Here is a 25,860-nt window from a genome sequence, read left to right as displayed (position 1 = left end):
ACTTGGGCGTTGGGCGTTGCACATTTATGGTATGATGAACAAATATACTTAACTAACTAGGGCTTGCTGAATAAGTGGTTCAAGTAAACACTGTATGGATTTTCGGACGAAGAAAGGTAGTAATGGTGCAATAAAAACAGGTGAAATAGATCAAAATCCGTGCATTACCATCTGCGATCGCTACATCTGTTTTTCCTAATCATCCTTTGATTACCCTTGTTTTGGCTATTGAACCACTTATCGAACTCCCTATTATGGTCTTAGTTTCCCAATTATTACTTTTTATGCGTCGTAGATGGGCAAATTTTCAGACAGAGAAATAGTCTAATAGCGTTACAATTCCCTTACCTGAATTAGAAGAATTGCATTGATTATATCGTTATTATTTTCTGAACTGCTTGCTTAACATTAGCGATCACTTTCTCGATCGGATTTGTATCAGTAATCAACAATTCTAATTTCAATCGCTTCAAAATTGGTTCTGCTGTTTTCCCCTCAATCATGGTCGTTCCTTGCTGCTAGTTGATGACCGCATTGATCAGCAATATGTTGATAGACCGGGTTGCTTTAAGTTGAGTATCTGCCTGAAGTTTGTTCTCTGTTGTTCGGGATTGGCTCAATTCTTGAGCGGTCAGAAAACTGGAGCCAAACCAAAACGCGATCGCCACAAACGGCAATGGCAACCAAAACTCTGCGCCTGATACTTTTAGCCAACCTTTAGTAACCTGCCACATACTACACCTATCTGTTTTAAACGCTTAGTTCGCAATCTATAGCAATCCTTGCAGGAGTCGTAAATTTTTTACCCCACCCCAACCCTCTCCGAACCCGCTCGCTCGGGAGTAAGAAATTCACAAATGATTTAGGATTGCTATATCACTCTTACTTGAGAGTGTCAACTAATGTTTCAACTCGTGCTTTAATTTCATCTCGAACGCGGTGAAAAGTTTCGATGGGTTGTCCGTCGGGGTCGTCGAGTTGCCAATCTTCAAACACTTCTCGCAATACCCACGCTTCGGGTAAATTCACGCCGCAGCCACACAGAGAAATTACGGCGTCGTAGTCTTCTGCATTGAATTCGTTTAATGGGTTGGATGTTTGATCGGTGATGTCAATGCCGATTTCTGACATGACTTGAATTGCTGTCGGATGTACTCTGCTTGATTCTAACCCGGAACTGGTGACTCCAATCTTGCCGACTCCGATGGTTTTAGCGAATCCTTCTGCCATTTGCGATCGGCAGGAGTTTCTTTTGCAAACAAACATTACTTTTTTCATGGTTTTTGTTGGTTGTTAGTTGTTAGTTGTTGGTTATGGGTTGCTGTCGGGGTTCCGGCGGTTTCTAAGCGCCCGGTAATTCAAGGGCTCGATTTGCTAGTGCGATCGCCTCTTTGGCCGCTTGTTCTTTGCGTTCGCTGTAGCGATCGGTCAAATAGTCGGTTTGCTCCCGCAACAGTAAGGTAAACTTGTACAGTTCCTCCATCACGTCGATCGCGCGATCGCGATAAGGCGAATCCTTCATCGTCCCATCTTCATTAAACTCCTGATAAGCTTTCGCCACAGAAGACTGATTCGGAATCGTAAACATCCGCATCCAGCGGCCCAAAATTCTCAAAGTATTGACAGCATTAAAAGACTGCGAACCGCCACTGACTTGCATCACCGCCAAAGTTCGGCCTTGAGTCGGTCTGACAGCCCCAATACTTAAAGGAATCCAGTCAATTTGATTTTTGATAATGCCCGTAATATTGCCGTGCATTTCTGGACTAGACCACACTTGACCCTCCGACCACAAACTCAATTCCCGCAATTCTTGAACCTTGGGATGGGTATCGGGAACGCTACCGTAAATGGGCAATTCTAGAGGATTGAAAAACCGAACTTCAGCACCGAAATCCTGAATAATTCTTGCAGATTCTTCTGCCAACAAGCGACTGTAAGAACGCTCTCTTAAAGAGCCATACAAAAACAGGATGCGAGGAGGATGGTCAAAACGAGTCATGAGTAGCGTTAATTAGTTATAAGAATGGGGCTATTGAGAATAAGTTTGTTTTCCTGCTAACTCTTGCAGGAAAGCGGTTTGCGCCTCTCTCAATTCAACGTTGGGATTGGCATCCAGAATAGTGAGTATCGCATCGTCATAGGATGAACCTGCCTGAATCAAGTAGGAAGCCAGCATCGTTCCGGTGCGTCGTCTGCCACTTGTGCAGTGAATTGCAACCCCGTGCCCACAATGATTCTGGCTATCCACAAAGGTTTGCAATTGCTGAATCTGTTCCTGGCTGGGTGCAGTACCGCCTTTCGTTGGCAACCAAAGGTGAGGAATGTTTGCCTGCTCATACAAATCCAGATTGGAAGCATCGTCCATTACAGAGACGATCCCCCCAATACCTACTGACTGAAGCGTAGAGAGTTCCTCTGCTGTTGGCTTCCGCACCCCTGCCAGTTGGCCTGGAATCACCCACCACAAATTCTCTGAAATTGGTTGCGCTTGTTGTTCGTCCATTGCAGCCGCCTCATCCGACAGGGGTAGAATTTTTCTGGCAAATAAATATCACACTTTCCATTTATTTTCCTCGCTTACTTATATCGCGAAATCCGTTGGATATTATCCGATAAACCAAAACAGCTAGTTGTGCTCCTAAAATTGGTGCAACCCAATAAACCCACTGGTGCTGCCAAATTCCTCCTACAATTGCTGGGCCAAATGACCGCGCCGGATTCATACTCGCTCCGGTAATTGGCCCCATAAATGCAGCTTCTAACCCTACAGTTAACCCAATTGCTATCCCGGCAAAACCGATCGGAGCGCGCCTATCTAATCCTGAACCTAAAATAACAAACATCAGGATAAAAGTCAATACTGTTTCTAGAATTAAAGACTGTAACCAGTTACCATTCAGAGGAACAGTTGCACCGAGATTTGCCACTTTTCCTAAAGTAATTAGCAGCAGTGTGGAAGCTGCTATCGCGCCCGCACACTGCGCTAGAATATAAGGCAAAACACGTTTGCTTACAAAAAAGCCGCTAGCCCAGAAAGCGAATGTTACAGCAGGATTTAGGTGGGCGCTGCTAAGATGACCAGTAGCATAAATCATCGCGGCTACAACGGCTCCAAAGACAAAACTGATGCCTAAATGAGTAATAGCACCCTGGCTAATTTTGTTAACCATCACCGCGCCCGTGCCTGCAAAAACTAGAATAAATGTACCCAGAAATTCGGCGAGCGCTTCTCTGCGACACTCCGGTGAAAACAAGCTTCTCACTGTTTTAGAAACTGACTTGAACATTGAGTAGATCCGTGAGAAATTTACCTCGGTTGTTATAGTTTAGTTACCAATCTAGATTGACAGCTAAGAAGCTACAACAGTTGACAGATGAGCACTGATACCTAAAAATTTGCCTGCTGTCGCAATAACTCGCCAATAGTCAAGTCAAGCTGAGCTTTGCCACCAAAAACTGTCCCCACCTTGCCATTGTAGAAGTGGTTATAAATTAGTTGATAGCCTTCTTTTGGTAAAGGAATATAACCCACAGAACTAACTAAGGTCGGAGCTTTCTTCATGTAGAATTCTACAAAATTGCGTACTTCTATTTTATTTTGAGCAGAGTTGTAGTTGACATAGATAAATAGAGGTCGTGCAAGGGGGTTATATTGAGCTTTTTCTACAGTTTCGCGGGAGGGCAACACTGCTCCTTTGCCTCTGTCAATACCTACAGCTTTCAATTGACTTTGGTTGTCTTCGTAATAGGAAAATCCAAAGTAACCCAAAGCATTTTCGTCTTTAATAACCCCTTGCACTAAAACTGTATCGTCTTCACTAGCTGTATAGTCGGTACGGCTGGCTTTCGCAGTACCTACTGTTGCCTCTGTGAAGTAGTCAAATGTACCGGAATCTTTGCCTGCCCCGTAGAGGGTTAGAGGTCGATTCGGCCAATTGGGTCGGATCTGATTCCAACGGGTAATTTTTCCTTGGGCGGCGGGTTCCCAAATCTTTTTCAATTCCTCTACAGTAATGTCTTTTATCCAGTCGTTTTTTGGATTGACTACTACTGTGAGCGCGTCAAAAGCGACAGGTAATTCGTAGTAGCGGATGCCAGCTTTGTTGCAGGCTTCCATTTCCCCTGGGCTGATGGGTCGCGAGGCGTTGCTGATGTCAGTTTCGCCAGCACAAAACTTTCTAAATCCTCCACCTGTACCGGAGAATTCAACAGTAATTGATGCTTTCTGGGGATTCGTATTTTGATATTCTTTTGCCATCGCATCCGTAATTGGATACACGGTGCTGGAACCGTCAATTTTAATGCTTTGCGATTCTGGCGACTGGACTTGTCCGCAGGAGCTGAGCAGCCCGATCGCACCTATGGTCAAAGCAATTATACTTAGTACGGAAACCTTGGGCTTTTCTGCTGGGTTCATTGACCTCACCCAATGTCATAACTAAGGGGTACACTGGAATCATATCAATAAAATTTGATATGTCAAGTATGAGGGAAGACAAACAGGCAATAAACATATTAAGAAATGTTGATGGGTTAATCTGCGTCGGAACAAGGGCGGGCCGGCAGGATCTGGCTGAAGCGGCGGTATTCGGCGAGGTACTGTTCGAGGGCGACAAACTGAGCTAAATTGAGGCTGTAGTAAATCCAGCGGCTTTCTTGGCGGCTGCGGACTAAAGCTGCATCCTTCAAGGTTTTGAGGTGGAAAGACAGTTTAGGCTGAGGGACAGAAAGTCGATCGCACAATTCGCAAACGCACAACTCCTGTTCTCGCAGCAACTCCAAAATCTGAATTCGCAGGGGGTCAGAAAGAGCGTGAAAGCCGGAGGAGACAAGTTTTTCTGAAATCTGTCGCTGTGAAATGCGATCGGGCGCAGCCGTAGAATTTTTAAGCATCAATTATTTAGAAAACATCCATACAAAACATTATAGTTTCTCAAGCTTCATCCCAGAAAATCAGTGCATTCAGCATCGACAGATTCTTCGGACTTGATTACTTCGGATTCTGTACCCGCGCCGGCACATCAGTGAGTCCGACCTTTTGCATCAGCGAAATCACCCCTATAGATAAAATTCCCCAAGAATTGCCCCAACAACTACCAGGATGATAAAGACTTTTTGCAAAGTTTTTTTAGTAGCTGGGTGGTACTGTCTCGGCAATTCTTGGCCTTGCTCGTCAACTTCTTGCTCCAAGGGGTCTAGCGGATTGGATGGATTTGAGTTAAAAGGATTACTTCAGAGGAGTTATCAAATCCCCAATACGTTGACGAAAATATTAACGCGCGGGTCGAGTTTAGGAAAACTAAACACTCAGTAATGCTCACGGAATGGTTGCTTGAAAATAACCCCGGTTGCTTTGCTGAATTAGTCCAGTTTTCGCAGCGTATCCTTGACAAAGACAACGCTGCGGTATCTTAAGCAAAACAGCGTTCGCGATCGCCACCAACACCTCAATTTTTGGGAAACTAAACCCAAACCAAAACCTGAACACCTCTGCCATGCCCAAAATCCATGAGTGCGATCGCATATCAACGCTTAAAACGCTCTTTAACAACTGTTTCGCTGGTAATGTTTCGGGGGGTATCGTTTTCTTGCTCAATCAGCCGACAGATTGTGCTACCACAGATGACATTGTTCGGTGTGGTTGACTCTTCTTCAACCAAAGCCTCAATCTTTGAATACCGATTAGCCAAATCCTGGCGAAATTCAACCATTTCCTCAATACGGCACTCCAACTCATCTAGATGCTCCTTTACCATTGCCTTAAGGCTTGCACAGGGAGGAATACCTTGGGCGCTGATGTCAATGAGCTTTTTGATCTCATCTAGGGAAAGTCCGAAGTGCTTAGCTTTTTGAATAAACCGCAGACGTTCTAGCGCTTCTTCTGAATAGATACGATATTGTGACTGTGTTCGCTCAGGTGGCTTGAGTAGTCCCAAGCGTTCGTAATAGCGAATTGTCGGAACGGGTATACCCAGTTGACGGCTTAACTGGCTGATAAACAATCCCTGTTTCACTTTTTTGCCACCTCTTTAATTGAGAATGGGAGGGCGATTACCCCTCCCCATCAGTAATTTATCCTTGCCCAATACCAGCAGCTATAAGCGCTTCGCGGGACACTGGCTGTTGGTGAGAGCAACACTCAGCAAGTTTACCATCGACGACAATAGCAGGGACGCGGTTAATGCCGTACTGGTTTGCTTTCTCACGGCACTTATTGGTGGCGCAACCCTCACGCAGATCGTAAACCTGCACCTCACAGTTTGAGCAGGCTAACTCCCTCACTAACTTAACGGTTTCATCACACAAGGGACACCCAGCAGTGAAGACTTCGACTATACGTTTAGCCATTCTCTTAACCTTTTTTGAAGAGTTATAAGAGTAGCTTAAACCTTGAACCTGACTTCAATGTCAAGGGGGATGGGAAACTTTTTTTACAGCGCTAGCAAAAAGTGAATTGTTTATAAACGCTCTATATGCCCATACCCGCATAAAAATATATGCTTGAAGGGAGGGAGATCGTAGGCTGACCAAACCCAGCCCTGTCAAGGTGGCTGCTGAGCTTGCTCCAGCAGCCTTGCTGTAGAAAGATGACGGTGACGTGAGTCAACAATTCCCCGGTGGTTTCTTCTTTCTGGGGGAACGTGGCTGCTTCAGAAAAGACTTCAAATTCACTCGTGCAGCTAAATCTAACAGAAAATCAGCCAGTTGAGACAATGACCAAGCCTGAATATGCCTCCAATTATCAGCTTCACAGGCTATAGTCGTCCCCCGATAAGTTCCTTAAATTTCATCAACTTTCGTAGAATTCTCAAAGACTTGACTCAATTTTTCCCACACCGCGTACACTGCCGAGAGCCCTTCGGACTACAGCTAAAATATTGTAAGAAACCAGAGCTAAACAAAAAGAAAATAAAGCAGCCTTCGGATAACCCAAGTTTTGAATTTCGCCCTCAAAGTTCTTACAGCATATTCCAGGTTCATGAAGTACAGTAGCAGCTATATTGTGTGGTACGTCTTATGTAGGGCGCGTCGTTGCCGCCTCCGGTTCAATGAAACTTGCAGATTGTTGATGATGGCGACGCACCTTAGTTACTACAAGATTGTGTGTACCAGATATACATGGAATATTCTGTATTTAACAGAACAGCCCTGTGAAGGGGCTTATACAATTGATGTACCAGCAGACCCACGCATTGGTCGGACGGCGAGAGAAGCATTGCTTATTATTCGCTGTGTTAGTGTTAAGATTCGGCGTCCAGATCAATTGAAGGCACAAGATTATCCACCCAGTATCACTCTTTACGCAGTCGAAGCAATAGAAGTTAATCCTCCGGCAGGGCAAGAAGCGATTCATTGGCGATTACTCACAACTCACAGGGTGGTTTGTTTAGAACAAGCACTACAAGTTATCGAATGGTATCGATGGCGATGGCGCATTGAACAACTTTTTGCCACATGGAAACAAGCAGGATTAAATCTTGAAGCTACACAGTTAGAGTTCGTAGCTGCCATTCAACGACTCACTGTCTTGGCTTTAGGCGTTGCCGTGCGAACCCTACAAATGGTTGAAGGGCGCGATCGTGCCGACTTACCAGTTTCCCTGACTTTCTCTGATTCTCAACAGCAATGCTTGTCTGTGATTGAACCATCTTTTCAAGGGCGCACGAAAAAATTGCAAAATCCCTATCCTCCCGCCTCCTTACCGTGGGCTACTTGGCTGATTGCTCGACTTGGGGGTTGCTCTGGTTATAGTTCTCAGAGACCTCCCGGAATGCCTACCCTTGTTCATGGACTCCGACAGTTTGAATCCATCTTTTTGGGATGGAAACTAGCTCAGAATCAACTTCTGTGTACACGGTAGCCCTACTTATTGAGCCGATAGTCTGATTTAATGTTCATTATTTTCTCGCTCTTTCACTCGCCCCCTCGATCATACCTCATTTCAGCAACGCCGATTTTTGTTAGTTCAGCATCCAGAGTTGCAATGTCTGCCCGGGGCGGAATTCGTTGTTCTCTTCCATATTTTTGACCAGGTTTGGCGACACTCCTGCTAAACCGATCCGGCTATCGCGCGCAATTGGCGGCGCTGCCGCCATGCGTAAAATGGGCAAAACCTCTGGATGCTATCGCAGTAATGCGGACGTGATGTTGGTAAGATTGGCTGTCTCAGAAGAAGCAGATTCAACTTGTTGAGTTGTAGCAATGCGAGTGTCGCGATAGGCTTTTGGAGCAAACTGCATGAACCAATTGTTATAGAAGTCTACCGACAGGGCAATATCGGGTTTCCACAAGTGTGGTTTGTCGGCATTAACTGGCACTGCACCTCCTTTAATCGCGACCCTCGCCTAAATAGCTTAGATTGCTGGAACGTCTCTGTTGTATTATCCACCAAGCGGTTGCTCTTGAAACGGATTTAGTCAACTAAACCCGCGCGAAGGGCTCTGACAGCAGCTTGAGTGCGATCGTCGCAAGACAGCTTATTAAGGATATTACGCACATGAGTTTTCACAGTACCGAGGGAAATGTATAGCTGCTTGCAAATTTCCTCATTGCTGCACCCTTCGACAATCAACTCTATAACCTCTTTTTCTCGTTCTGTTAAAGGGTTTGCCATTAACAACTGACTGTATTCTGGCTCAACTCCATTGATTGACACAGTGGAAATGGGGGCTTTGTTAACAGCTTCCTTGAAAGGGTTATTCATGCGAGCCAAAACGATTCTAGCAATTGAAGAATCGATCCAGTTTTCGCCAGCATTTGTCTCAACAACAGCTTCCACTAACTTTTCAAAACTGACATCTTTCATGCAGTAAGAGTCTGCTCCCGCTGCAAAAGCTGCCAGCACTGATTCCTCGTTATCCTGCATCGTCAAAATCAACACTTTCGGTTGGTTATCTATGCTTGGGGCTTTGGAAGTTTGCACGTATTCTTTGAATCTTTTTGTCAATTCAATCCCATCTACCAACCCCGGTAGTCCGATATCAACGATCGCTACATCAGGCAGGGTTTTCTCCAGTAAAGTTATCCCTTGCAGACCGTTAGCTGCTTCTCCGATAAATTCGAGTTCTTCGCAGTCTTCTAAAGCTGCTTTGATTCCAGCCCTTGTCAGGTGGTGGTCTTCAATTAAGGCAACGCTAATTTTATTCATGGTTGGTTTGTTTAAAAAGGGACAATTGTACTTCAGGGACAGGGGTGTGTCCAAGGTAGAACGTATGCGCTCTTTTGGATCCAAACAAAACTTTTAGAGCGAGATGGGAAGCCGTACAGTAAATGTGCTGCCTTGACCCACCGTTGATATCACGTCAATGCTGCCAGAGTGGGCTTCTACAATCCGGCAAGACAAGTGCAGCCCCAGGCCGCAACCTGCTCTAGCATGGTTTCCGGGGCGGAATCGTTCAAACAGCGAAGCTTGTTCTGAGGCTCTGATACCGGGGCCGGTGTCTTCTACGGTAATATTTACCCACTTGGCATCTGGACGAACAACGATTTTCACACAACCAAAATCGGTGAATTTAATCGCATTTCCCACTAAGTTGGTGATGACTCGGCGGAGTTCGAGGCGATCGCCTTCAATTCGTAGTGGTTGCGGGTCAGAGTCGTCGAAAGTTAGGACAAGTCCTTTATCAATAGCCACAGCCTCCTGTTCCTTAACGACTTCTTTGACCAGTTTTTTGAGGTCAAAGGGGGTGCGCGCCAGAGTTTTGCAACCAGATTCAAATCGGTGAACTTCCAGTAAAGTATTGACTAACGAAAGCAAATTTTGGTTACTGCTGCCGATGGTTGCGATCGCCTCTACCGCTTGAACGGGCAGTTCACCAAATTTCCCTCGTTGGAGTAGGGTCAGCATTCTATCAGCGCCGACTAGGGGAATCCGCAAGTCGTGGGTAAGACGAGCCACAAAATCCTCTCGCGCCTTTGTTACTTCCTGCATCGCATCTATGCTGTGTTTGAGCCGGAGGAGGCCACGGACGCGAGCCAGCAACTCATTTACTTGGATGGGCTTGCAAACGAAATCGTCAGCGCCCAAGTCGAGTCCATCTGCTATGGTTGTTGAGTTGTCAGCCGCAATTAACAGGATGGGGATAAAGGGAAGTTGAGGATTTGAGCGAATTCTGTAAGTCACTTCGTAACCGTCTACTTCTGGCATCATTACATCCAACAGGAGTAAATCTGGGGGCGACTCCTCAACTAAAGCTAAAGCATCAAGTCCGCTAGAACTTGTACTGACGCAGTAGCCTTCTTCGGAGAGGATAGCCTGCATAATAAATAAGTTGTCAGTCGTATCATCAACCGCCAAGATTTTACTGCGTTTATCTCTCATTACCCTGGATTTCCCTCCCGCCTCCATCCAAAGCTTACGAACGAGTCCATATCTTCTGAGTCAGCCTTTTGGCGGATAAAACTTAAAAACTGTTGATAATCTTGAAGCTGCTTGGATTCTTCCAACTTTCGCTGCTTTCTGATTCGCAACAAGTAGTCTTTGAGACGAGCGTACCGCCATCCAACATGGAACCCCAGATCGTAGATTTGAGGGATTTTCGGATTCGCGGTCGCGTTGAGTAAGGTTTGTGCGACATTTGGCGAGCCTTCGTCAGAAATTGTTCTCCTGCTTTTTTTTCCATCCCTGCAACCTTTCCAAAACTCTTGCCTCCTAGTTGAAGTGTGGATGGAAATTTTGTACTCTTGCAGCGTCGTTTCAAGCCAATCTAAGTCTTGTTTTCTGTCGTTTGAGAGCGAATCGTTGGGCTGATACTTGTTCCAAGCGCGGGCTAAAGCATTTAGCGACTTTTGAAAATCTGCCAAAAAACAGTCTAACAGGGTTTGATACTTTGCCGGCGGTGAAAGTCGGCTGTGGTTTGAAAGAGTGTGACTTTGTGGCATAACTGTCAACATAAGCCAAACAGGGTTTGAGTTTGCTTTTTTCGGTTTCATCTCTATGTCTCTAACCTATCAACTGCCAAGCTCGATCGAATTCTACCTAAAAGCTGATTTCTCATTCACTGTCGCAAAGCTAATAATTTCTCCTTCACTGTCACTCTTGGTTAGAATTGTTAGCTCGACTTTTCTTTTTACAGAAATAGTTGTGCCGTCCCGTGCGCGATCGCCTGTATCAGACCGAGCACCAAAAAATAATGTTCTCTTGGTTAACACAGCATCCTTGACAAAAACTTAACCTTTGCCTCCCAACAGCCAGGGCAGAAATAATATCAAGCCCTGTACTCCGCGCGATCGCGCCGCTCGCCCGAAGTATAGCTAGGGACTAGGGGAGATCTTACTAGGGACTAGGGAAAAAACGAACTAGAATCAATGGTTTCAGGAACTTGGAAACTCCTAACCGCCTTGCCGTTTGCTTTATGAAGGCGTCCGCTAGAAGTCGCATATTTAATTCCTCAGAAGTATCCGAGCGCTTCTGTATTTGAATGGGTACGACCATCCCTTCAATGCCGGAACTTCTTCTCTAGAATCCGGTTGCATGAATTAGGCAGAATGCGGCATTGCCCTTGTTTTTTCTAATCTACTAAGAGGGATTCTAGCTCTATTAGAATTTTTTGGAGGCGCTTCTGCTTCTTTGCATCGCTCCAAGCTTTGGACTTGTTCGCTTTTGCTAAAACTCCCTTTATTTTTGTTTTCAGATTTTCTTCCGGTTCTTCTTCCGAATTACCTGCCTTTAAATCCGCGATGCGTTCTTTAATCTGAGTTAGAGATAGACATTCAGCGATCGCGGCTTCTAGAAGCGACTTTCTTGCCTGCTCGTCTTTTACTTTGGCGATCGCTCGCGCCTTAGTATACTCGATCTGACCTCGGCGGAGGGCTTCTTGGATGTCTGACGGCAGCTTCAGCAGTCCCAGTCTATTGCTGACGAAAGACTCCCATGACATCCGCCCCAATTCGCTAAAAACCTTGACGACTATTTGCGTTTCATGATGAATGATAACGTTATCATTCATCCTCTGTACGTCATTTTGCATCCGGTAGAGCAGCCGTACCACCTCTTCTAGATCGTATTCAAGGTGATGAGAGAGCAGTTGCAATATCCCCTCGGTTTCTTCGACTGGGTTGAGGTCTTCCCGCTGGAGGTTCTCAACTAATGCGACGCGCAGAGCTTGCTGTTGGGTCAAGTCCCGAACGATAACAGGAACTTCTGTCAATCCCACTTCTCTAGCAGCTCTATACCGCCTTTCGCCAGCTACTAGCTCGTATTTTTCATTTCCCAAAGGACGGACTAATAGAGGTTGGAGAATTCCATCAGTTTTTACTGACTCAACCAAAGCCTGCATAGCTTGGGAGTCGAAGTATCGGCGAGGTTGAGAGGATGGAAGCTTTATCGACTCAATCGAGAGCAGTTTTTCTGCTGTTGGTTCTGCCACTTCTTCATCTCCAAACAAAACGCTCAAATTTGCCTTACCTTTATAGGGCTGGTCATTCTTACTTGACATTGAGTTTCTCCATCAAGGCGGATAGCTGGTCTAATATTTTGACGACGGGATTTTTAGGTTCGTAAACAGCAAGCGGGACTTGTTTCTCGGAAGCATCCGCGAAAGCAGTTATGCGCGGGATGGGAGTGTAAACGGGGCCAAAGGTCGTAAACTGCTCGTTTATGGCTTTGAGAGTCCGCTTGTCCTGAGAGTTGGTAGCAGCATAGCGGGAGGGAACAAAACCAGCTATCTGCAAAGAGCGGTTTCCTTTCTTTCTGATTCTTGCTACTGTTTGCAACAGCAGGTTGGTGCCCTCAAAGGCTTTGTAGTGAGTCTCAACGGGGACTAAGACGTGAGTAGCAGCTACCAGGCTGATGTAGCTGAGCAACCCTAAACTGGGAGGGCAATCTATGAGGATGAAATCGTAATTGTCTTGAATGGGGGCGATCGTATCTTTGAGGCGAACTTCCCGAAAATCCATGTTAACCAGTTGAATTTCCGCCGCGCTGAGGTTGATGTTGGTAGGAGCCAAATCCATACCGTGAATGCCCGTGTGGATGGAAAGAGGTTCCTCATTGACAATGGCATCAAACACAGTTTTATCCAAATTCTGAGAGTCAACCCCCATGAAGAGCGTTAGAGAACCTTGAGGATCGATATCGATGAGAAGAACCTTGTGGCCTCGTAAGGAGAGGTGGTAGCCGAGATTGAGCGCGATCGTGGTTTTCCCCACACCGCCCGCTTGGTTGAACAGCGAGATTATCTTTGTCATGAATTGCCCTCCGGTAGCGTGCCACCATAGTTCCAAAACGGAGTGCAAAGGGAGGTGGCGGTTAAAACTGTAAGCATATTTGCACTTTTGTTGAAGTTTGGGAATGTCTGCACTTTAGGCATGAACCCTCACTATTCCCAGACCGTTTTGTAGAAAAACTATAGTTATACTCTCATATCAAGGTGATGTCTCTGAAGGCGCATTAGGAATTTTTTTATTTTTTCCCACTCCCAAAGGCAATTGGCAACAGTGACCATGCCGTTGCTGTGAAAGACAACGGCAATGCGGTCGCGTTCATGAATGCTAGCAGGTGACGCTAAATACTTCTAAGCTCGCTCTTTCATTGACTTGTAGGAATAAGGATAGTTGATTGTTAGTTTGAGCGAGCCAGGAAGTACCTCTGGTTGATTAATAATGCAGTAAATGAGATATCCGGCCCGTTCCACTTCGGTCGTTGCCAGAGGCGAGAACTGGGCTGATTCACAAATGGCGCGTTTAACCAGTCCCGGTCTGCTGCGGTTCTTAAACAGAGCTTGCACGAACTGGGTGGGATTGGCTATGGCAGGGGACAGAAGCTTGCAGAATTTTCTGGGATGAACTGTCCGAAGGTAATTCAGAGTAGCTTGTCCATTGAGTGCTTCAATTAGAGATGGTGAAATTTGCAAGTGCTGGAGCAGCAAGTCAATATCTTCAGCAGTATTGGTTACTGCCCATAAATTATCCTTGAGCCACCCCCAAACTATCTGCTCAGCCTCTTTGTGAGTTGCTACCAAAAAGCGATTTCCTTTGTAGGTAAACCCTGATACGTGGGGCATTTGGGGGAGAGACCAGTCGGCAAAAGCGCGATCGCTGTCCAGTAGCAATAGGACGGATGCTAGTATGTGCCTCCTGCTGTGCCGCAGCGGATCGGCGACGGGTGCAGGCTGTCGAGAGCTGTATTGATAGTCAAAATGCATGGGAACGCCGTTCTCCTATTAACAGTAAAGTTATTGCTTAAAGCTAAAAGCTAAAGGCTGTAAACTCAATCCGCCGTCCCTCCTAATTTCCCACCTCAAAAGTCATCGGCAAAATTAATCTTGCGGACTATTAAAACGCGATTGAGAGGCAAAACTATCGTCCGAGTGGCTGTTGTTTCTTGTAATTCCAGTTAGTTATAGCAATAGGCAAAAGGCATTTATTCAATGGGTTTTTTCTAGACAATACTTTTTGATTAAACAATTACTGGTTCAATGTTCTCTGCCTTGAGAACTAAAGTTAGTTACAACTGAAGGCGTACCGAGATCGACAAGAGCGCATGATAGGTTGGTTGCTAAAAGATCGACGCGCTTTTAGATGGCGGAACACTTATGTTTTTAGACACCATACAGAGATTTCCCCCTGACTATATTTGGAGGCTAAAACAAATAGGGCTGGCTTTTTTTGAGAAAATAGCAACTGACCGAGCAATAGCTGGAGAAACTCAAGATTTTTACCAGGGATTGCTGGCGGGATTGGATGGGGCAGTTAAATTAATAGACGAAGAAAGCGGAGTACAAACGCTTAACCTTTTAGAAGCTAAAATAGCAACTTTTATCAATGATGAAGGAGATAACTCATCCCAACAAAGTTTAAGTTCAAGTTCAGTAGAAGGTGACTGTAAGCTATCCATTTCTAGGTTGCCTGTTAGATCTATTTCTCAACTTAGACAAATTGGAAGAGAAACCGATTGCGGACCAGATATAGAAGATTGTGTCTGCATCGGCGAGACTCAAGATTTCTATCACGGCTGCCTTGCTGCTATTGATTTTGCTCTGTCCTTAGCAGGTGAGAAATATGCCTATGCTCAAATCAGTCTGGTAAAAACTAATGCCGCCAATTTCATCGAATTAAACAAAGATTGCGAACGCCGAGTTCTTGAGCTTAAAGGCTTATCTTCCTCAAAAAGGCAAGATTGGCAACCAAAACAAAATTTGCTTGTCGAGCTGTCCAAAATAGATGGCGACAATCAAGTTGGGACGCTGGGCAGTGAAGGAGAGGGTGATGAAGCTGATTCGCGATCGACAGAAACAGGAACTTTAGAAGCTGAAATACAGGAGCAAGATTTGAAGAGCGATCGCTCTAATTCTAGCGAACTAATCGTACCTCTTACTTTAAGCAATCCGGTTCTTTTGAAATACCAGACTGAAAGTGAAGAGGAAGTACAAGAACAGTTTAAAGAAGAGATAGTAAAGCTGCCAGAAGAGGAGCGCTTAGAGCTAGAGAATTTGCTAGTCAGCACTTTATTAGATGGTTGTCAACTATTAAAGCTAGGAAAACGTAAAGTTATAGAAGATTGGACAGCATTTTTAGAGGAGGATGAAGCAATCAGGGTGATTTCCGATCGAGACAGCCACATCGTTCTGCGGATCACTTTAGAGGGTGAAGTGCAAAGCGCTCTATCTTATGGCGATGCAGAGGTATTGAATGCAACTGTTAAAGAAAACTCAGAGGATTTGGTTATATTCTCTAACTGGTTAGAGCCGATAATTGAAAACGTGTCAGCAGATAATTTGAATGCTGATTCAGTACCGCCAGCAGCCACAATGGATATTCAGCAGGTAAAATTGGCTGAGTCTATCCTGCCAACAGCTCAAAGAGCTTTTGAGTATTTACTCAATCATGCTCCCGATCGCGTGGAAGAGACTGATGAGTACACTCGCGTTCGGGTAGGAGATTTGTACGATCTGATCGTGGGAGAGTCGGAGGGGGTTTCGGTATCTTCTCTGACTGTTTCTGTCCGAGGGGAGTTAATCAAGGTTCGCGGAGAAAATTTGGTTTTAGCTCAGGGTATTTCCCCTGAAGATATTGACTTTTGGAGAGTTGTGGCAGATGAGCTAGATCGGATAGAGGCGAGGAGTAGGGATTGTGAGCGATCGGAAGAAGACAGTGTAAGTGGTTTTCAGCGCTGAAACGTTGGAAATATAATTTTTCCGTAACAGAAATCATAGTAGCTTTGGCGCAGTCGGGTCTTTTCTTTGATGGTCGCACGGCTGAAGGTGACATCTTAGTCGATGCTGATAGTCTTTACTCCAAGGTACGGGCTAGTATGTCTAACAAGAGTTATTTGAAAAACTTTATGAACGTGGCTACAAGTAAGTAGGCGGTCAAAATTAAAGTAACACTACTCGATGCTGGAAGTCTTTTGGTATGAGGCTCTTGGCTTTTGGGTTTTTGACTTGATTTATAACCACCTACTTGCTTGATTTATAACCACCTACTTACTTGTAACGTTTTACAAGGCTGTACACCGCATGAGCTGGGTCTGGGTGATTGGGTCTATGAAATAATCTATTGAGTTGATTCGATGAATATTGACGTTCGCCCCAAATAGCCCAAATAAGGGCGAGATCGTTTTCCTTAAGAAAGTCTCTCAATAATTCTTCTTGCATATAAAACAGTGACTGACTGTTGTTGAAATCATCGCTACAATCAGAAACGTTATATGTTGCTTTAACTCCCTTCCTTGTAAGCAGATCGAATGTCTGTGGTTGACCAATTAACTCCAAATCAGAGGCAATCTCTTTTGCTAACGTAGTGGCATGACTAGCATGATTGGCAGGGCTACGACTACTTTCCCAATGAAAGTCACAGACCGGAATGAGTGCATGATATGTGATTATATCTTGCTGTACTTCCTCAACTTCCACTGGAATTTCACGAATTTCAATACGCCCAAGTTCTTCTTCGCTAAGTTTTTCAGCACCCTCATTGTATGCATTAACACCTAATAAGCGAAGTTTAACTATATCGACATGACTCAAATCTAGCTGCTTGCCATCTAAAAAGAATCTTGGTTCCATCCGCTCAACTTGAACAGTCTCCTCTTTCACAACGAACGAGAATTCACAAGTGCTATTTTCAGGAAACGTTCCACACCACGGAATCTCGCCTGCAAACGTATAGCCAACTGATGGCTTTTCAGGCAACCATCTTCCACCTAAGTTTTGATTGGATAGATGCTCGAAAAAAGAATCAGCCTCACTGGACAAGACGAGAAAACTTCGGATGAAGCAAAAAATGTTTCGACCAAGAGTTTCGTTTTCCTGGACTATATAGCCATCTAACATAACCCAGGGACCAACTTCGTTTTGAATCTCCGCCATTTGAAGATAAGGGTTTACATCAGGTGGTGATCCATTGACGATCCATTCCTTCATCTCCATGCCAGGATCGCCAAGTAAGTCTGCCTGTATAAGGCAAGCCTCTGGTGATTGCTCTGGAAAACTTGGGTCAATATCAAGATCCCAGTTCCAATCACGCTCATTGCGTCTCTCAATTTTTCCTAAATCATGTAATAGACCAGTCATCTCATAGAAGGCAATCCATGAATATTTCTTACCATAACGCTCTATTTTCTGAGTATCACTTCCTGTCGTATTCCAGTCATTTCGGTTCTCTATTGAGCTTTCGATATCCTTGAATTTTTCACTTGACCATCCAAGTTGCTCAATCCGCCAAAGAATTTGCGCTCTGACCTTTTGATACTCTTCATTATTGAAATCATAGTTGCTGCGTCTTGGCACCAAACGTCCGAGAGTGTAGTTTTCAAAATCCATCCGGAATGGTGAATCTGTACCATAACGCCTTTCTTTAGATGCTTCACTTTCGCCCCAATCCCGTAGTCCCCCTTCTTTAAATGGAGGTTTACTTCTTTGAATTTCTTCAGAGGTGAAAAGCTCAGAATGATGTAGAGAAGCCATTTCTATAATCCGACTTCCGTACTCTCTCATAAGGGAATGTGTAGTGCTAAATGATGCGCTTTCTGCAAACATTGAGTCATAGATACTCCGCGCATAGGTCGGTAACGTTTCGGTCACAAAGGTTTGGTCGCCTAAATCCGCATGCTGCGCCATTGCAACTCCATAGCTTGCAGCAAGCATTCGCTCCGGGACATAAAGATCGTTGATCGCAAGTGCTATTAAGCTCTCCTCAAAAAGTGCTGCGGGGTTTCCTCGTCCAAACCAGTACAACGCACGGGTTGCCACATCACGAAGTTCTCGATCTGTAGAGGTTAAAAGCCACATAACCCATTTCGCGCGCAGTCGTTCAGAAGTAGTCCAAAAGTCCAGTTGTTGTTTCCACCTGCCCTCTATTGCCAGTAGATCGTTAAATCTCTCGGAGCGTGTTTCTCGAATCCACTCAGTCCAAACAATATCTCGTTCAGAAACTGACATTGCTCGAAGTGTCTCATCAAGAAAAGCAGCATTAAGTGGGTGAAGTGCCACTGCACGGGCTACTTGAAATCGAAAGAACAAGCGGCTTCTAAATCTTGAGGATTCATGTGAAAGGCTCAATAAGGCGCTTACTGTCTCTTGGTCTAAATACTCTGTATCTATTTCAGCCGCCAACGCAATAGCGTTTTTCTTTAACGGCTCCGAGACATGCTGCCAAATTTGCCTCCCTTGCATTCGGCGCGGAGCCAGTGTAACTAGAGATCGAAGTATATCGAGCGCCAATTCGTGGCTAGTATCACCAGTGAATAGTGCGATAGTCTCAGGGGTATTCAGCCAAGCAAAGGATACATCCTGCGCGTACTTAATGAGAAGAGCATTAGCGACAATATACCCTCCGAGCGCGTCATAAGTTGGCGTGACTACAAATTCAAACCCTGGTCCTGGGTTCTTGAAGAGAATCCCTTCCTGTGCCAGAAGATTAACGATACTGCTATCCCACGCACGAGAAGCATCAGACACTGCATCACGAAAGCCTGACTCGCTAATTTCCCGCTTTCCGCACTTCCATAATTCGATTCCAAGTGTGTAAATCGCCTTCTTCACTTCATTTGCAGTATAACTATGGTTGAGGTTAATCATCTGTGAAATTCGCTCAGCAGCATTAGCAACATATTTGTCAAATAGTGGTGCAAGCGAGGTAGGAAAATAATCAATCTTGACTTCAGATTCTTTTTTCGGGTTGGTGACCTCGCAGAATATTCTCAGCGTTAGTGGGTGCTGTAAAAACTCCGTAGGAATCTCTGAATCGCCAGGGTCTATTTTAAAGTGGCTAAAATACTTTTCGATTGCCTCATCAACATCACCTCCAAACCCCTCACTTTCTATTGCCTTTATGCCATCAGGAAGAGCCATAACTGCGAATGATTCTCTAGTCTCAGTTTGTGACTCTCGATACGGATGCCAATCTTCCTTTTTGCGTTCTCCAGTTCTCAATGTGCAAACTACTAGAACGTTAGGGTATTTCTTTACAATCTCGCTGAGCGAAGCTAATTCAGGCTTCCAATCTTTTGGATTCTCAGCTTCGTTAAGTCCATCAATTAGGATTGGTAATCGACAGCAGGCGCGTTTACCAGCCGCATCCACTGCTGCCAGTAACATCTCTATACTCGGCATAGGAATGCCATTGATTGAGAGGGTTTTTGCAAGATCATCGAGAGACTGCCCCCTGTGAAGATTACGACCCTGGAGAAAAATGCCAGCAGGTCTCTTCTCCTGGGGAGCAGTTAGTTGGGCAGCCATCTGCGTCTTACCACCACCTGCATCGGCTAAAACTCCAACCAGACCAACTCCGAGAAATTCTTCAGCTTCGTCGAGAAGTTCTTGCGCTATGTACATATCGTCTAGCGCATTAGTAGCATACAGTGCAGCAGGATGATTTGCAGACCGTAAGTGTCTAGGGGTCGCGCGAACGTCTATATTGATTAATGTTTTTCGTTCCTTTAGTTTTTGTTGGATAACATCAAGGTCTCCATCTGCAAGGATTTGATGAAAATTGATAAGAGTATCAGCAAACGCTGAGCAAGCATCAATAAAAGAGGTTATGTAGGGTTTTAATCTGGGCACAGCGCCGTCTGACTCACACGATAGTAAATCAGATATATTCTTCAAACGCTCCCCGACTTCAATCAATTGTCCCCATGAGTCAACCTCTCCCAGCATTCGCCGAATTATCCGCTCGGCATCAACGTCTTGGTGGACTGGTTCTAGCCAGCGCTCTCGAATTGGCTGAACTGCTATCCTGTGTCGTTCTGCTAGAGTATTCGGAGTTAAAATCTGTTCGCCAAAGTAGGTACTTCTGAGTATTAAGCCATCACTACTTAGATAAGTATCAGCTTCTTCCTCAGCCCATAAGTGCAACTTGTATTGTGTCGGAAGACTGTAATACCATTCCTGATCTTCCTTACTGAGTGTATAGGGAGTCCAAAGAACCCAATCTGTGAGGTTTGGTAATACCTTTTCAGTAGTTTCCAATGAGTGTTCAATATTCTTACGGCTTGCTGCATTTAATGTTCCATTTTGATTACGCTGAAAAAGCTTACATTGCCATCCGAACCAACGGGATGAATCACCAAGCTGACATTGTTCAGTCAGCTTTATATGAAATTCAACACCAGGCTGATTTGCTAGTGCTTTGAATTCGCCAAACCGTCCATATTGCAGCCTCATAAGACCGCGACATAGATTTTCAAAGTTGCGGGTATTCTCACCTGAAAGTGAATCAAATTTTGTCCAGTCTAGAGAAGGCATTGCAGTATCTTAAAAGTCTATTTACCTCGCCCATACTCAGCGTCTGGGTAATCATGAGCCGAAAAAATTTCAATTTTTGCTCCTCTATCAATCATAAGCTTCATAAAAGCGGAAACTTCTGATTCATCAGTAGTTAGAATCAATTTGTCTTCTTCTATTCGAGTGCTTACGTCATACAAAAACTGCTCAAGTTCCAGAGGACCAAGAGTATAGATATTTGCATCCTTTAAAAGAGCAGAAACTTCATCTCCGAATCGGTTTCTAGTTCTACCAACTTCTATTTTGTCAGCAAGCTTTTCAGTAAGCTGGTCAATTGTTTGTTTGGTTTTTCTCGCGTCATCAACGCTCTTAAACTGCCCAATCATCACTAAGTTCATCGAGTGTTCAGACCCGTAGCCACGCCAAACTTTCATAAATTTATCTCCTGATTACTTCTAGCTAGCTTATGAAGTGCTAACATCACTCCATCCTCAAGAATCTGAACACCGTCAGTACTGTATGAGGTTGGTTTTAAAATTCCTGAAGCATCTATATGGGCAAAAGCCTCTAACCCTGTTTCCGCAATAAGGGGATTACAGGTCGGAAGTCCATCAGCACCACTCTCGCTGACTGCAAGGGGAATACATCCACGGTAGTTAGCCACCCATTCTTGCAATATTCTACAAGTATCGCTATCAATCCCGCCAGTTCTTAGGGTGGCTTCTTGAGGCAAAAGTAAGAATTCAGAGCAACCGAATTCTTCCGCGAGATCAATAGCTTTATCAAGGTCATCAATAGTTTTCGAGTTAACCACAAAGTTGATGCCAAAGGGAAAACGTTTACTAAGTGCCTTGATACGTTGAATCAAGGTAGCAAAAGGTCTTCCTCTGAGAGATTCGTAGGTAGCTTCAACCCCATCCATGCTCACTCTGATGAAATGTACATTTCCTGATAGATCCTCAAGAAGGCGATCGCTGAGATGATGGGCATGAGTGGTCATGGTAACAGCCAAACCCGTTTTTTCAGCTACGAAAGAGCAGAGTTCTGCGAGCCGAGGATATAGAGTCGGTTCCCCGCCTCCCAAGCCCACACCAATGCAGCCATTGACATCCAAATGAGTAAGCCAGACCGTTAACTGCTCAAAATCCAACACAGCAGGATTTTTTGGTGCGTAACAATGGGGGCAAGTAAGATCGCAAGCATTCGTCAGCGCGATAGATACTTGACGTGGGGCAGTTGACCATATGCTTGGAGGTAGACTAACTTCATCTACTAACAGATTCATACCAGTGTTTCGATTGAACAGATGTAAACCTGCGGCTCCAACACGAACCTTCAAGGTGGAGGAGACATTAGACGTAGTTGCAACCAGATGGTAACGATTAGACTCCATTGAACTCACGTTACTCATTTTTACCCTCTATAACGTCTATTTGACATGGCTTGCTATGCGACTACCCTACATATTACGAGGATTGAGGAGGATTTACGAGGGTCTAAAATACAAAAAATTACGCCAAAAGCAACAATTCTTTACAAAAAGTGATAGGTATTTATACTGATTGCAACGGTAAAAGTAGGAAATTGTAGGTGTAATGAGTAAAAACTGTGCTGTTTTCTCCTCTTTTTTCCTCCTTTTTTAGCTCTCTAAAATCCGCATCCAGGTCAAATACGGTTTTTACAAAGTAAAATAGCTCTGAATAAAAGGGTGGGTGGGTGGCAATAAGCTTCCCCACTCCTAGAATAAATGAGGAGTGGGGAAGCCGCCCTTAACAGGCAATTTTTGAGATTCTTAGTTGCTCAAGCGACTTAATCCAAATCATCGATGTCGTCGTCAGCAACATCCACTTCTTCGTACACACTTTGCGAGCTGGAAGCAACTGGGCTGCTCTGACGGGCGAGCCGTTGATTGCGAATGCCCCGATGCTTGGCGCGGCGATCGCGGATTGCATCCATATCGGTCAATCCGTATAGGATGCGACCAGCACGCATCAATTCCTTTAAAGGTGTCTCGCTGTAGTCAGCGCGAAATTGGGCATTATGTGTCTCCCAATCAAATTGGCCGCCGTTAAAGCGAGCAACGCTTGCCAGTTCTCGACCTGATTCTTCTCTCAAAACTTCTAGTACCATTAGGCGAAGTTTATCGTTGTAACTAATGCACTTGTCTAGGGCTTTTATCTGAGTCTTATGAGCTTTAGCGGTATGGGTTGCATTAGTCTTTTGAACTTTTTCAGTGACTCTCATTTCTCAATTTTCCTGAATTCAAGTTTGTTCATATACACAGCAGCAATCGCTGCCTCTTTAAGTTTAATATTGGGCTTAACTTTCACATAAACTATTAATAACTGTGTTTAAAACTAATTAAATTTAAAGCAATTAATACTTTAAATATTTCCATGAAAGTTGAAAATTATTAAAATACTAATAAGATGAATAAAATAAAAAACTCTACTCTACCGTTTTTAGGTAGAGCAGAGTTTTACATATTCAACAAGAGCGACGCTGAAGGAAGCTGAAAAATTTGAGCGAGGGTGAAAGACTATTCTAAATCTTCATCTTCGTCCTCATCTTCGTCCTCATCTTCTTCGTCCTCGGTATCGAAGTCTTCTTCGCTGTCCTCATCCAAGTCTTCTTCGGATTCATCTGTTTCCTCATCTTCATCAGGATCAAGTTCATCTTCTAAGTCATCCACATCATCATCTTCATCTTCATCTTCGGATTCATCCTGCTTGTTATAGCTATTGCGTTTAGCAAGCGATTCTTGATTGAATTTGACAAGACCTTTAATTGCTTCTTGCGGGTCAAGCTCGAAAACGTCGTATAGTTTTGCCATCACAAGCGCAATGACTTCCATATCGTGGCGCAGTGCATCGGGTTGACCAAATAGAGCTGGAAACACTTCGTTATTCCAACGCTGCCAGTTCATCGTTTTGCCGCGTTTTTTCAACTGTGCAGCAATATCCAAACCTAGTTTTTCCTTGGTAGCGTGACCTACCTTAGTTTGGAGGCGTTTTTCGCGCAGTTGAATTTTGACTCCAAACTTTTTCAGGATGGTAGTTCGCACGCGGTCTAGAAGTACGTCTGCTTGCTCTTCTACAGTGAGTGTCGAACGGCGACTGACCTGCGATTGGGTAGCTGTCGCTGGGCTCTTTGACTTAGCAGCACCATTGCTTTTGCCATTCAAAGTCACCGCTCCATTGGATGGGCGAGAGTTATGGTTTTTAGCTGTTGTTGTAGCCATAAAGTTTGATTTAATTAAACTACTTCACGGCTAACAGCGCCGTTAGGCGCTCTCAAATTTCATCAAATTTATAATTAGTTTTTTTTTATTGTTATTAATAATTATTTATAAAATTGTTACCTTGAAATAAATTAATCTAATAATTCGGTGTTTTTTCTTCGAGCAGGCAAAATACCCAATTATGTATATTGAGGAAATTGGGTAAATAATTCCTAAGAATTAAAAGGAGGTTTGGCTGCTGTAGAACTATTGGCTGATGGCAACGCTCGACCGCAGCTTATCAATGAGAAGAGTACCTTTGAATATTTCTTACCGTTGAATTTATGCGTACCATTAATGATTGGCTCGCTCTGGCCCAAAGAGGCATTAAGATTGTCGGGCTGGAGTATTACACGCCTGACAGAATCAGAGTGTTAGCACAGTTTCACAATTGGGGGCAGGAACTGCATTTGCCTGTTTTCTTTTGGAACTCTGGGTACAGTTGCTTGCAGGAAATTGTGAGTCGGGACGGTCAGTGCATCTTGCAAAATACTGACTTGCACCCAGATTCTGACGTGCTTGAGTTTCTATTAGAGAGTAAGAGAGAGGGAATTTACATTCTTGAGGGAGTGCTAGATTTTGACGAATCCGGTCAGGTGAGTTCGCGTCTGGGGTTTCAACTGGCAAATGCTTACTATCACTCATCTTGGTCTGCGGTTCCTCAGTTTTGGGTGATGCTGGAAAACTACATACAACTGCCGATGAACTTGCAGCCTTTGATTCCCGTACTGACGACTCCATTACCGTCCCGAGTTGCAGCGCAAAAGATGGTGGAGTTGTTTTGCGATCGCAATCCTTGGCTTGGCGATAAAGGTGACGAGGTGTTGCAAACTGCTTTGGTTCGAGCTTGCCAGGGGTTGCCCCAAGGTGAGATCGAGTTGATTTTGGAGCGATCGCTAGCTTTTGCTTCGAGTGTGGAGGAAATAGCGCGGTTGGTGCTCGACCACAAGGTTAACAAGCTGCGGGGGCGAGGCTTAGAGTTTATTGCCGAGGCTGATGTGCCGGATGCAGGTGGTTTAGACTTGCTAGACGAGTCCCTTTCAAAGGTGGCTTCGTTGTTGAGTCCAGAAGCAGAGAAATACGGACTCAAATTTCCCAAAGGAATGATTCTCTGGGGGCCGCCGGGTACGGGCAAAAGTCTGAGTGCTAAACTTGCGGCTAAGAAGATGGGAGTACCGCTGTTGGCGGCTGATTGGGGTTCGATTGTTGGTTCTTCCAGACCAGATTTAGCTTTGCGCGAATTGCTGGAACTGACTCAGGCTTTAAGTCCTACAATTCTCTATTGGGATGATTTTGATAAAGGTTTTGCAGGGTGGGATTCCAATGCAGATGGCGGCGTTTCTAGGCGCTTATCGGGGAAGCTTTTAACGTGGATGCAAGAGCATCAATACCCAATTTATATCGTGGCGACAGTGAACCGTTTGGGGATGTTACCACCGGAATTAATTCGTCGTTTTGATGATATTTTCTTTGTGGATTTGCCTCACGAAGGGGCGATGTATGAAATTTTCAATCTTCATCTCAAAAAATATTTTCCTGAGTTTCGTAATGCTTCTGAGTCGCCTTGGACAGATGATGAGTGGCGGATTCTGTTGAGAGATTACAGGCTTTGTACACCCGCAGAAGTCGGCAATGCTGTGAGAAAATGTGCTGAGGAAATTTATTATCGCGCTCGGGTACAAGGGAAACAGCCGGATGAATTGAAGGTGACTTTGAACGACCTTCGGCAACAGCGTTACCAGTTTACGCCGTCGATGCTGCGGGATGAGGAGCAGATTCTAGCGATTCGCAATCAAGCCACTTATGCTAGATCGGCTAGTGGAGAGGATCGATCGCGATTTTCAATTCCGTTACAGGAATTGTTTGGTTAGCATAGATAGGGAATGCAATTCTTTATTAACATCAGTTTTA

At 44.6% G+C, this 25,860-nt stretch carries 26 protein-coding genes and 1 pseudogene; 3 read left to right on the top strand and 24 right to left on the bottom strand.

Features of this window, described 5'->3' with window-relative positions:
- Positions 1 to 371 precede the first annotated feature (371 nt).
- The 11 genes from QUB39_RS09585 to QUB39_RS09535 form a co-directional block, all read right to left on the bottom strand.
- Positions 372 to 503: a hypothetical protein gene (locus QUB39_RS09585; RefSeq protein WP_333485052.1), complete on the bottom strand. Its 132-nt coding sequence runs from the start codon at positions 501 to 503 to the stop codon at positions 372 to 374.
- A gap of 15 nt (positions 504 to 518) precedes the next feature.
- Complete coding sequence (locus QUB39_RS09580; protein ID WP_333260991.1) at positions 519 to 734, bottom strand: hypothetical protein; 216 nt, start codon at positions 732 to 734, stop codon at positions 519 to 521.
- A gap of 148 nt (positions 735 to 882) precedes the next feature.
- Positions 883 to 1,278 carry an arsenate reductase, glutathione/glutaredoxin type gene (gene arsC / locus QUB39_RS09575; RefSeq protein ID WP_333260994.1) on the bottom strand — a complete coding sequence of 132 codons (396 nt, stop codon included), beginning with the start codon at positions 1,276 to 1,278 and terminating at the stop codon, positions 883 to 885.
- 64 nt (positions 1,279 to 1,342) lie between these two features.
- Complete coding sequence (gene arsH, locus QUB39_RS09570; protein ID WP_333260997.1) at positions 1,343 to 2,002, bottom strand: arsenical resistance protein ArsH; 660 nt, start codon at positions 2,000 to 2,002, stop codon at positions 1,343 to 1,345.
- A gap of 30 nt (positions 2,003 to 2,032) precedes the next feature.
- Positions 2,033 to 2,506, bottom strand: a complete 474-nt coding sequence (locus tag QUB39_RS09565) for a phosphatase domain-containing putative toxin (RefSeq protein ID WP_333261001.1) — start codon at positions 2,504 to 2,506, stop codon at positions 2,033 to 2,035.
- Between the two features lie 61 nt (positions 2,507 to 2,567).
- Positions 2,568 to 3,290 (bottom strand): MIP/aquaporin family protein, encoded by a 723-nt coding sequence (locus QUB39_RS09560; protein ID WP_333261004.1) that lies wholly within the window; start codon positions 3,288 to 3,290, stop codon positions 2,568 to 2,570.
- Positions 3,291 to 3,391: 101 nt separating this feature from the next.
- Entirely contained in the window at positions 3,392 to 4,420 is a 1,029-nt protein-coding gene (locus tag QUB39_RS09555) for a PstS family phosphate ABC transporter substrate-binding protein (RefSeq protein ID WP_333261007.1), read from the bottom strand.
- A gap of 116 nt (positions 4,421 to 4,536) precedes the next feature.
- A complete protein-coding gene (locus tag QUB39_RS09550) occupies positions 4,537 to 4,896 on the bottom strand; it encodes a metalloregulator ArsR/SmtB family transcription factor (RefSeq protein ID WP_333261010.1) in 360 nt (119 codons plus the stop codon).
- A 424-nt stretch (positions 4,897 to 5,320) separates the two neighbouring features.
- Entirely contained in the window at positions 5,321 to 5,527 is a 207-nt protein-coding gene (locus QUB39_RS09545) for a hypothetical protein (RefSeq protein WP_333298202.1), read from the bottom strand.
- A 1-nt stretch (position 5,528) separates the two neighbouring features.
- Entirely contained in the window at positions 5,529 to 6,017 is a 489-nt protein-coding gene (locus QUB39_RS09540; protein ID WP_333261013.1) for a MerR family transcriptional regulator, read from the bottom strand.
- Positions 6,018 to 6,075: 58 nt separating this feature from the next.
- Positions 6,076 to 6,351 (bottom strand): thioredoxin family protein, encoded by a 276-nt coding sequence (locus tag QUB39_RS09535; protein ID WP_333261017.1) that lies wholly within the window; start codon positions 6,349 to 6,351, stop codon positions 6,076 to 6,078.
- A gap of 784 nt (positions 6,352 to 7,135) precedes the next feature.
- Here QUB39_RS09535 and QUB39_RS09530 point away from each other — a divergent pair.
- Positions 7,136 to 7,864: pseudogene (locus QUB39_RS09530) on the top strand (IS4 family transposase); the annotation flags it as partial.
- Between the two features lie 100 nt (positions 7,865 to 7,964).
- Here QUB39_RS09530 and QUB39_RS09525 read toward each other — a convergent pair.
- From QUB39_RS09525 to QUB39_RS09490, 8 genes are all read right to left on the bottom strand, one after another.
- Positions 7,965 to 8,114, bottom strand: a complete 150-nt coding sequence (locus QUB39_RS09525) for a XamI family restriction endonuclease (protein ID WP_333485051.1) — start codon at positions 8,112 to 8,114, stop codon at positions 7,965 to 7,967.
- A gap of 12 nt (positions 8,115 to 8,126) precedes the next feature.
- The gene (locus tag QUB39_RS09520) at positions 8,127 to 8,321 is read right to left on the bottom strand and encodes a hypothetical protein (RefSeq protein WP_333261020.1); all 195 of its coding nucleotides are present in this window, start codon (positions 8,319 to 8,321) and stop codon (positions 8,127 to 8,129) included.
- A 95-nt stretch (positions 8,322 to 8,416) separates the two neighbouring features.
- Positions 8,417 to 9,151, bottom strand: a complete 735-nt coding sequence (locus QUB39_RS09515; protein WP_333261023.1) for a response regulator transcription factor — start codon at positions 9,149 to 9,151, stop codon at positions 8,417 to 8,419.
- A gap of 93 nt (positions 9,152 to 9,244) precedes the next feature.
- A complete protein-coding gene (locus tag QUB39_RS09510) occupies positions 9,245 to 10,324 on the bottom strand; it encodes a hybrid sensor histidine kinase/response regulator (protein WP_333261026.1) in 1,080 nt (359 codons plus the stop codon).
- Positions 10,324 to 10,884: a hypothetical protein gene (locus tag QUB39_RS09505; RefSeq protein ID WP_333261030.1), complete on the bottom strand. Its 561-nt coding sequence runs from the start codon at positions 10,882 to 10,884 to the stop codon at positions 10,324 to 10,326. Before QUB39_RS09505 ends, QUB39_RS09510 begins: the two co-directional genes overlap by 1 nt.
- A 629-nt stretch (positions 10,885 to 11,513) precedes the next feature.
- A complete protein-coding gene (locus QUB39_RS09500) occupies positions 11,514 to 12,440 on the bottom strand; it encodes a ParB/RepB/Spo0J family partition protein (RefSeq protein ID WP_333261034.1) in 927 nt (308 codons plus the stop codon).
- On the bottom strand, positions 12,430 to 13,191 hold the full coding sequence (locus QUB39_RS09495) for a ParA family protein (RefSeq protein ID WP_333261037.1): 762 nt from the start codon (positions 13,189 to 13,191) through the stop codon (positions 12,430 to 12,432). Before QUB39_RS09495 ends, QUB39_RS09500 begins: the two co-directional genes overlap by 11 nt.
- Before the next feature lie 326 nt (positions 13,192 to 13,517).
- Positions 13,518 to 14,147, bottom strand: coding sequence for a hypothetical protein (locus tag QUB39_RS09490; protein WP_333261040.1), 630 nt, complete (start codon positions 14,145 to 14,147; stop codon positions 13,518 to 13,520).
- A 390-nt stretch (positions 14,148 to 14,537) separates the two neighbouring features.
- Between QUB39_RS09490 and QUB39_RS09485 the strand changes: the two genes are divergently transcribed.
- Positions 14,538 to 16,118 (top strand): hypothetical protein, encoded by a 1,581-nt coding sequence (locus QUB39_RS09485; RefSeq protein WP_333261043.1) that lies wholly within the window; start codon positions 14,538 to 14,540, stop codon positions 16,116 to 16,118.
- A 309-nt stretch (positions 16,119 to 16,427) separates the two neighbouring features.
- On the opposite strand, the gene QUB39_RS09480 is transcribed toward QUB39_RS09485, so the two are convergent.
- From QUB39_RS09480 to QUB39_RS09460, 5 genes are all read right to left on the bottom strand, one after another.
- On the bottom strand, positions 16,428 to 20,690 hold the full coding sequence (locus QUB39_RS09480; protein ID WP_333261046.1) for a hypothetical protein: 4,263 nt from the start codon (positions 20,688 to 20,690) through the stop codon (positions 16,428 to 16,430).
- A 17-nt stretch (positions 20,691 to 20,707) separates the two neighbouring features.
- Positions 20,708 to 21,103 carry a DUF6375 family protein gene (locus QUB39_RS09475; RefSeq protein WP_333176401.1) on the bottom strand — a complete coding sequence of 132 codons (396 nt, stop codon included), beginning with the start codon at positions 21,101 to 21,103 and terminating at the stop codon, positions 20,708 to 20,710.
- The gene (locus tag QUB39_RS09470; protein ID WP_333298200.1) at positions 21,100 to 22,080 is read right to left on the bottom strand and encodes a radical SAM protein; all 981 of its coding nucleotides are present in this window, start codon (positions 22,078 to 22,080) and stop codon (positions 21,100 to 21,102) included. Before QUB39_RS09470 ends, QUB39_RS09475 begins: the two co-directional genes overlap by 4 nt.
- A gap of 398 nt (positions 22,081 to 22,478) precedes the next feature.
- On the bottom strand, positions 22,479 to 22,913 hold the full coding sequence (locus QUB39_RS09465; RefSeq protein ID WP_333261053.1) for an aminoacyl-histidine dipeptidase: 435 nt from the start codon (positions 22,911 to 22,913) through the stop codon (positions 22,479 to 22,481).
- Between the two features lie 295 nt (positions 22,914 to 23,208).
- Positions 23,209 to 23,910, bottom strand: coding sequence for a hypothetical protein (locus QUB39_RS09460; protein WP_333261056.1), 702 nt, complete (start codon positions 23,908 to 23,910; stop codon positions 23,209 to 23,211).
- Between the two features lie 323 nt (positions 23,911 to 24,233).
- Between QUB39_RS09460 and QUB39_RS09455 the strand changes: the two genes are divergently transcribed.
- The gene (locus QUB39_RS09455; protein ID WP_333261059.1) at positions 24,234 to 25,820 is read left to right on the top strand and encodes an AAA family ATPase; all 1,587 of its coding nucleotides are present in this window, start codon (positions 24,234 to 24,236) and stop codon (positions 25,818 to 25,820) included.
- Positions 25,821 to 25,860: the final 40 nt, after the last annotated feature.

Origin of the sequence: Microcoleus sp. AT8-B5, from assembly GCF_036705565.1 — a bacterium.
Taxonomy (GTDB): domain Bacteria; phylum Cyanobacteriota; class Cyanobacteriia; order Cyanobacteriales; family Microcoleaceae; genus Microcoleus.
Note: the sequence above shows the minus strand (reverse complement) of the source record. Positions and strands in the feature narration are given on the sequence as shown.

Bases quoted from the DNA above. Each gene is read 5' to 3' on its own strand.
- QUB39_RS09585 (WP_333485052.1), bottom strand. From the start codon at position 503: ATGATTGAGGGGAAAACAGCAGAACCAATTTTGAAGCGATTGAAATTA.
- QUB39_RS09580 (WP_333260991.1), bottom strand. From the start codon at position 734: ATGTGGCAGGTTACTAAAGGTTGGCTAAAAGTATCAGGCGCAGAGTTT.
- arsC (WP_333260994.1), bottom strand. From the start codon at position 1,278: ATGAAAAAAGTAATGTTTGTTTGCAAAAGAAACTCCTGCCGATCGCAA.
- arsH (WP_333260997.1), bottom strand. From the start codon at position 2,002: ATGACTCGTTTTGACCATCCTCCTCGCATCCTGTTTTTGTATGGCTCT.
- QUB39_RS09565 (WP_333261001.1), bottom strand. From the start codon at position 2,506: ATGGACGAACAACAAGCGCAACCAATTTCAGAGAATTTGTGGTGGGTG.
- QUB39_RS09560 (WP_333261004.1), bottom strand. From the start codon at position 3,290: ATGTTCAAGTCAGTTTCTAAAACAGTGAGAAGCTTGTTTTCACCGGAG.
- QUB39_RS09555 (WP_333261007.1), bottom strand. From the start codon at position 4,420: ATGAACCCAGCAGAAAAGCCCAAGGTTTCCGTACTAAGTATAATTGCT.
- QUB39_RS09550 (WP_333261010.1), bottom strand. From the start codon at position 4,896: ATGCTTAAAAATTCTACGGCTGCGCCCGATCGCATTTCACAGCGACAG.
- QUB39_RS09545 (WP_333298202.1), bottom strand. From the start codon at position 5,527: ATGCGATCGCACTCATGGATTTTGGGCATGGCAGAGGTGTTCAGGTTT.
- QUB39_RS09535 (WP_333261017.1), bottom strand. From the start codon at position 6,351: ATGGCTAAACGTATAGTCGAAGTCTTCACTGCTGGGTGTCCCTTGTGT.
- QUB39_RS09515 (WP_333261023.1), bottom strand. From the start codon at position 9,151: ATGAATAAAATTAGCGTTGCCTTAATTGAAGACCACCACCTGACAAGG.
- QUB39_RS09510 (WP_333261026.1), bottom strand. From the start codon at position 10,324: ATGAGAGATAAACGCAGTAAAATCTTGGCGGTTGATGATACGACTGAC.
- QUB39_RS09505 (WP_333261030.1), bottom strand. From the start codon at position 10,884: ATGCCACAAAGTCACACTCTTTCAAACCACAGCCGACTTTCACCGCCG.
- QUB39_RS09500 (WP_333261034.1), bottom strand. From the start codon at position 12,440: ATGTCAAGTAAGAATGACCAGCCCTATAAAGGTAAGGCAAATTTGAGC.
- QUB39_RS09495 (WP_333261037.1), bottom strand. From the start codon at position 13,191: ATGACAAAGATAATCTCGCTGTTCAACCAAGCGGGCGGTGTGGGGAAA.
- QUB39_RS09490 (WP_333261040.1), bottom strand. From the start codon at position 14,147: ATGCATTTTGACTATCAATACAGCTCTCGACAGCCTGCACCCGTCGCC.
- QUB39_RS09485 (WP_333261043.1), top strand. From the start codon at position 14,538: ATGTTTTTAGACACCATACAGAGATTTCCCCCTGACTATATTTGGAGG.
- QUB39_RS09480 (WP_333261046.1), bottom strand. From the start codon at position 20,690: ATGCCTTCTCTAGACTGGACAAAATTTGATTCACTTTCAGGTGAGAAT.
- QUB39_RS09475 (WP_333176401.1), bottom strand. From the start codon at position 21,103: ATGAAAGTTTGGCGTGGCTACGGGTCTGAACACTCGATGAACTTAGTG.
- QUB39_RS09470 (WP_333298200.1), bottom strand. From the start codon at position 22,080: ATGAGTAACGTGAGTTCAATGGAGTCTAATCGTTACCATCTGGTTGCA.
- QUB39_RS09465 (WP_333261053.1), bottom strand. From the start codon at position 22,913: ATGAGAGTCACTGAAAAAGTTCAAAAGACTAATGCAACCCATACCGCT.
- QUB39_RS09460 (WP_333261056.1), bottom strand. From the start codon at position 23,910: ATGGCTACAACAACAGCTAAAAACCATAACTCTCGCCCATCCAATGGA.
- QUB39_RS09455 (WP_333261059.1), top strand. From the start codon at position 24,234: ATGCGTACCATTAATGATTGGCTCGCTCTGGCCCAAAGAGGCATTAAG.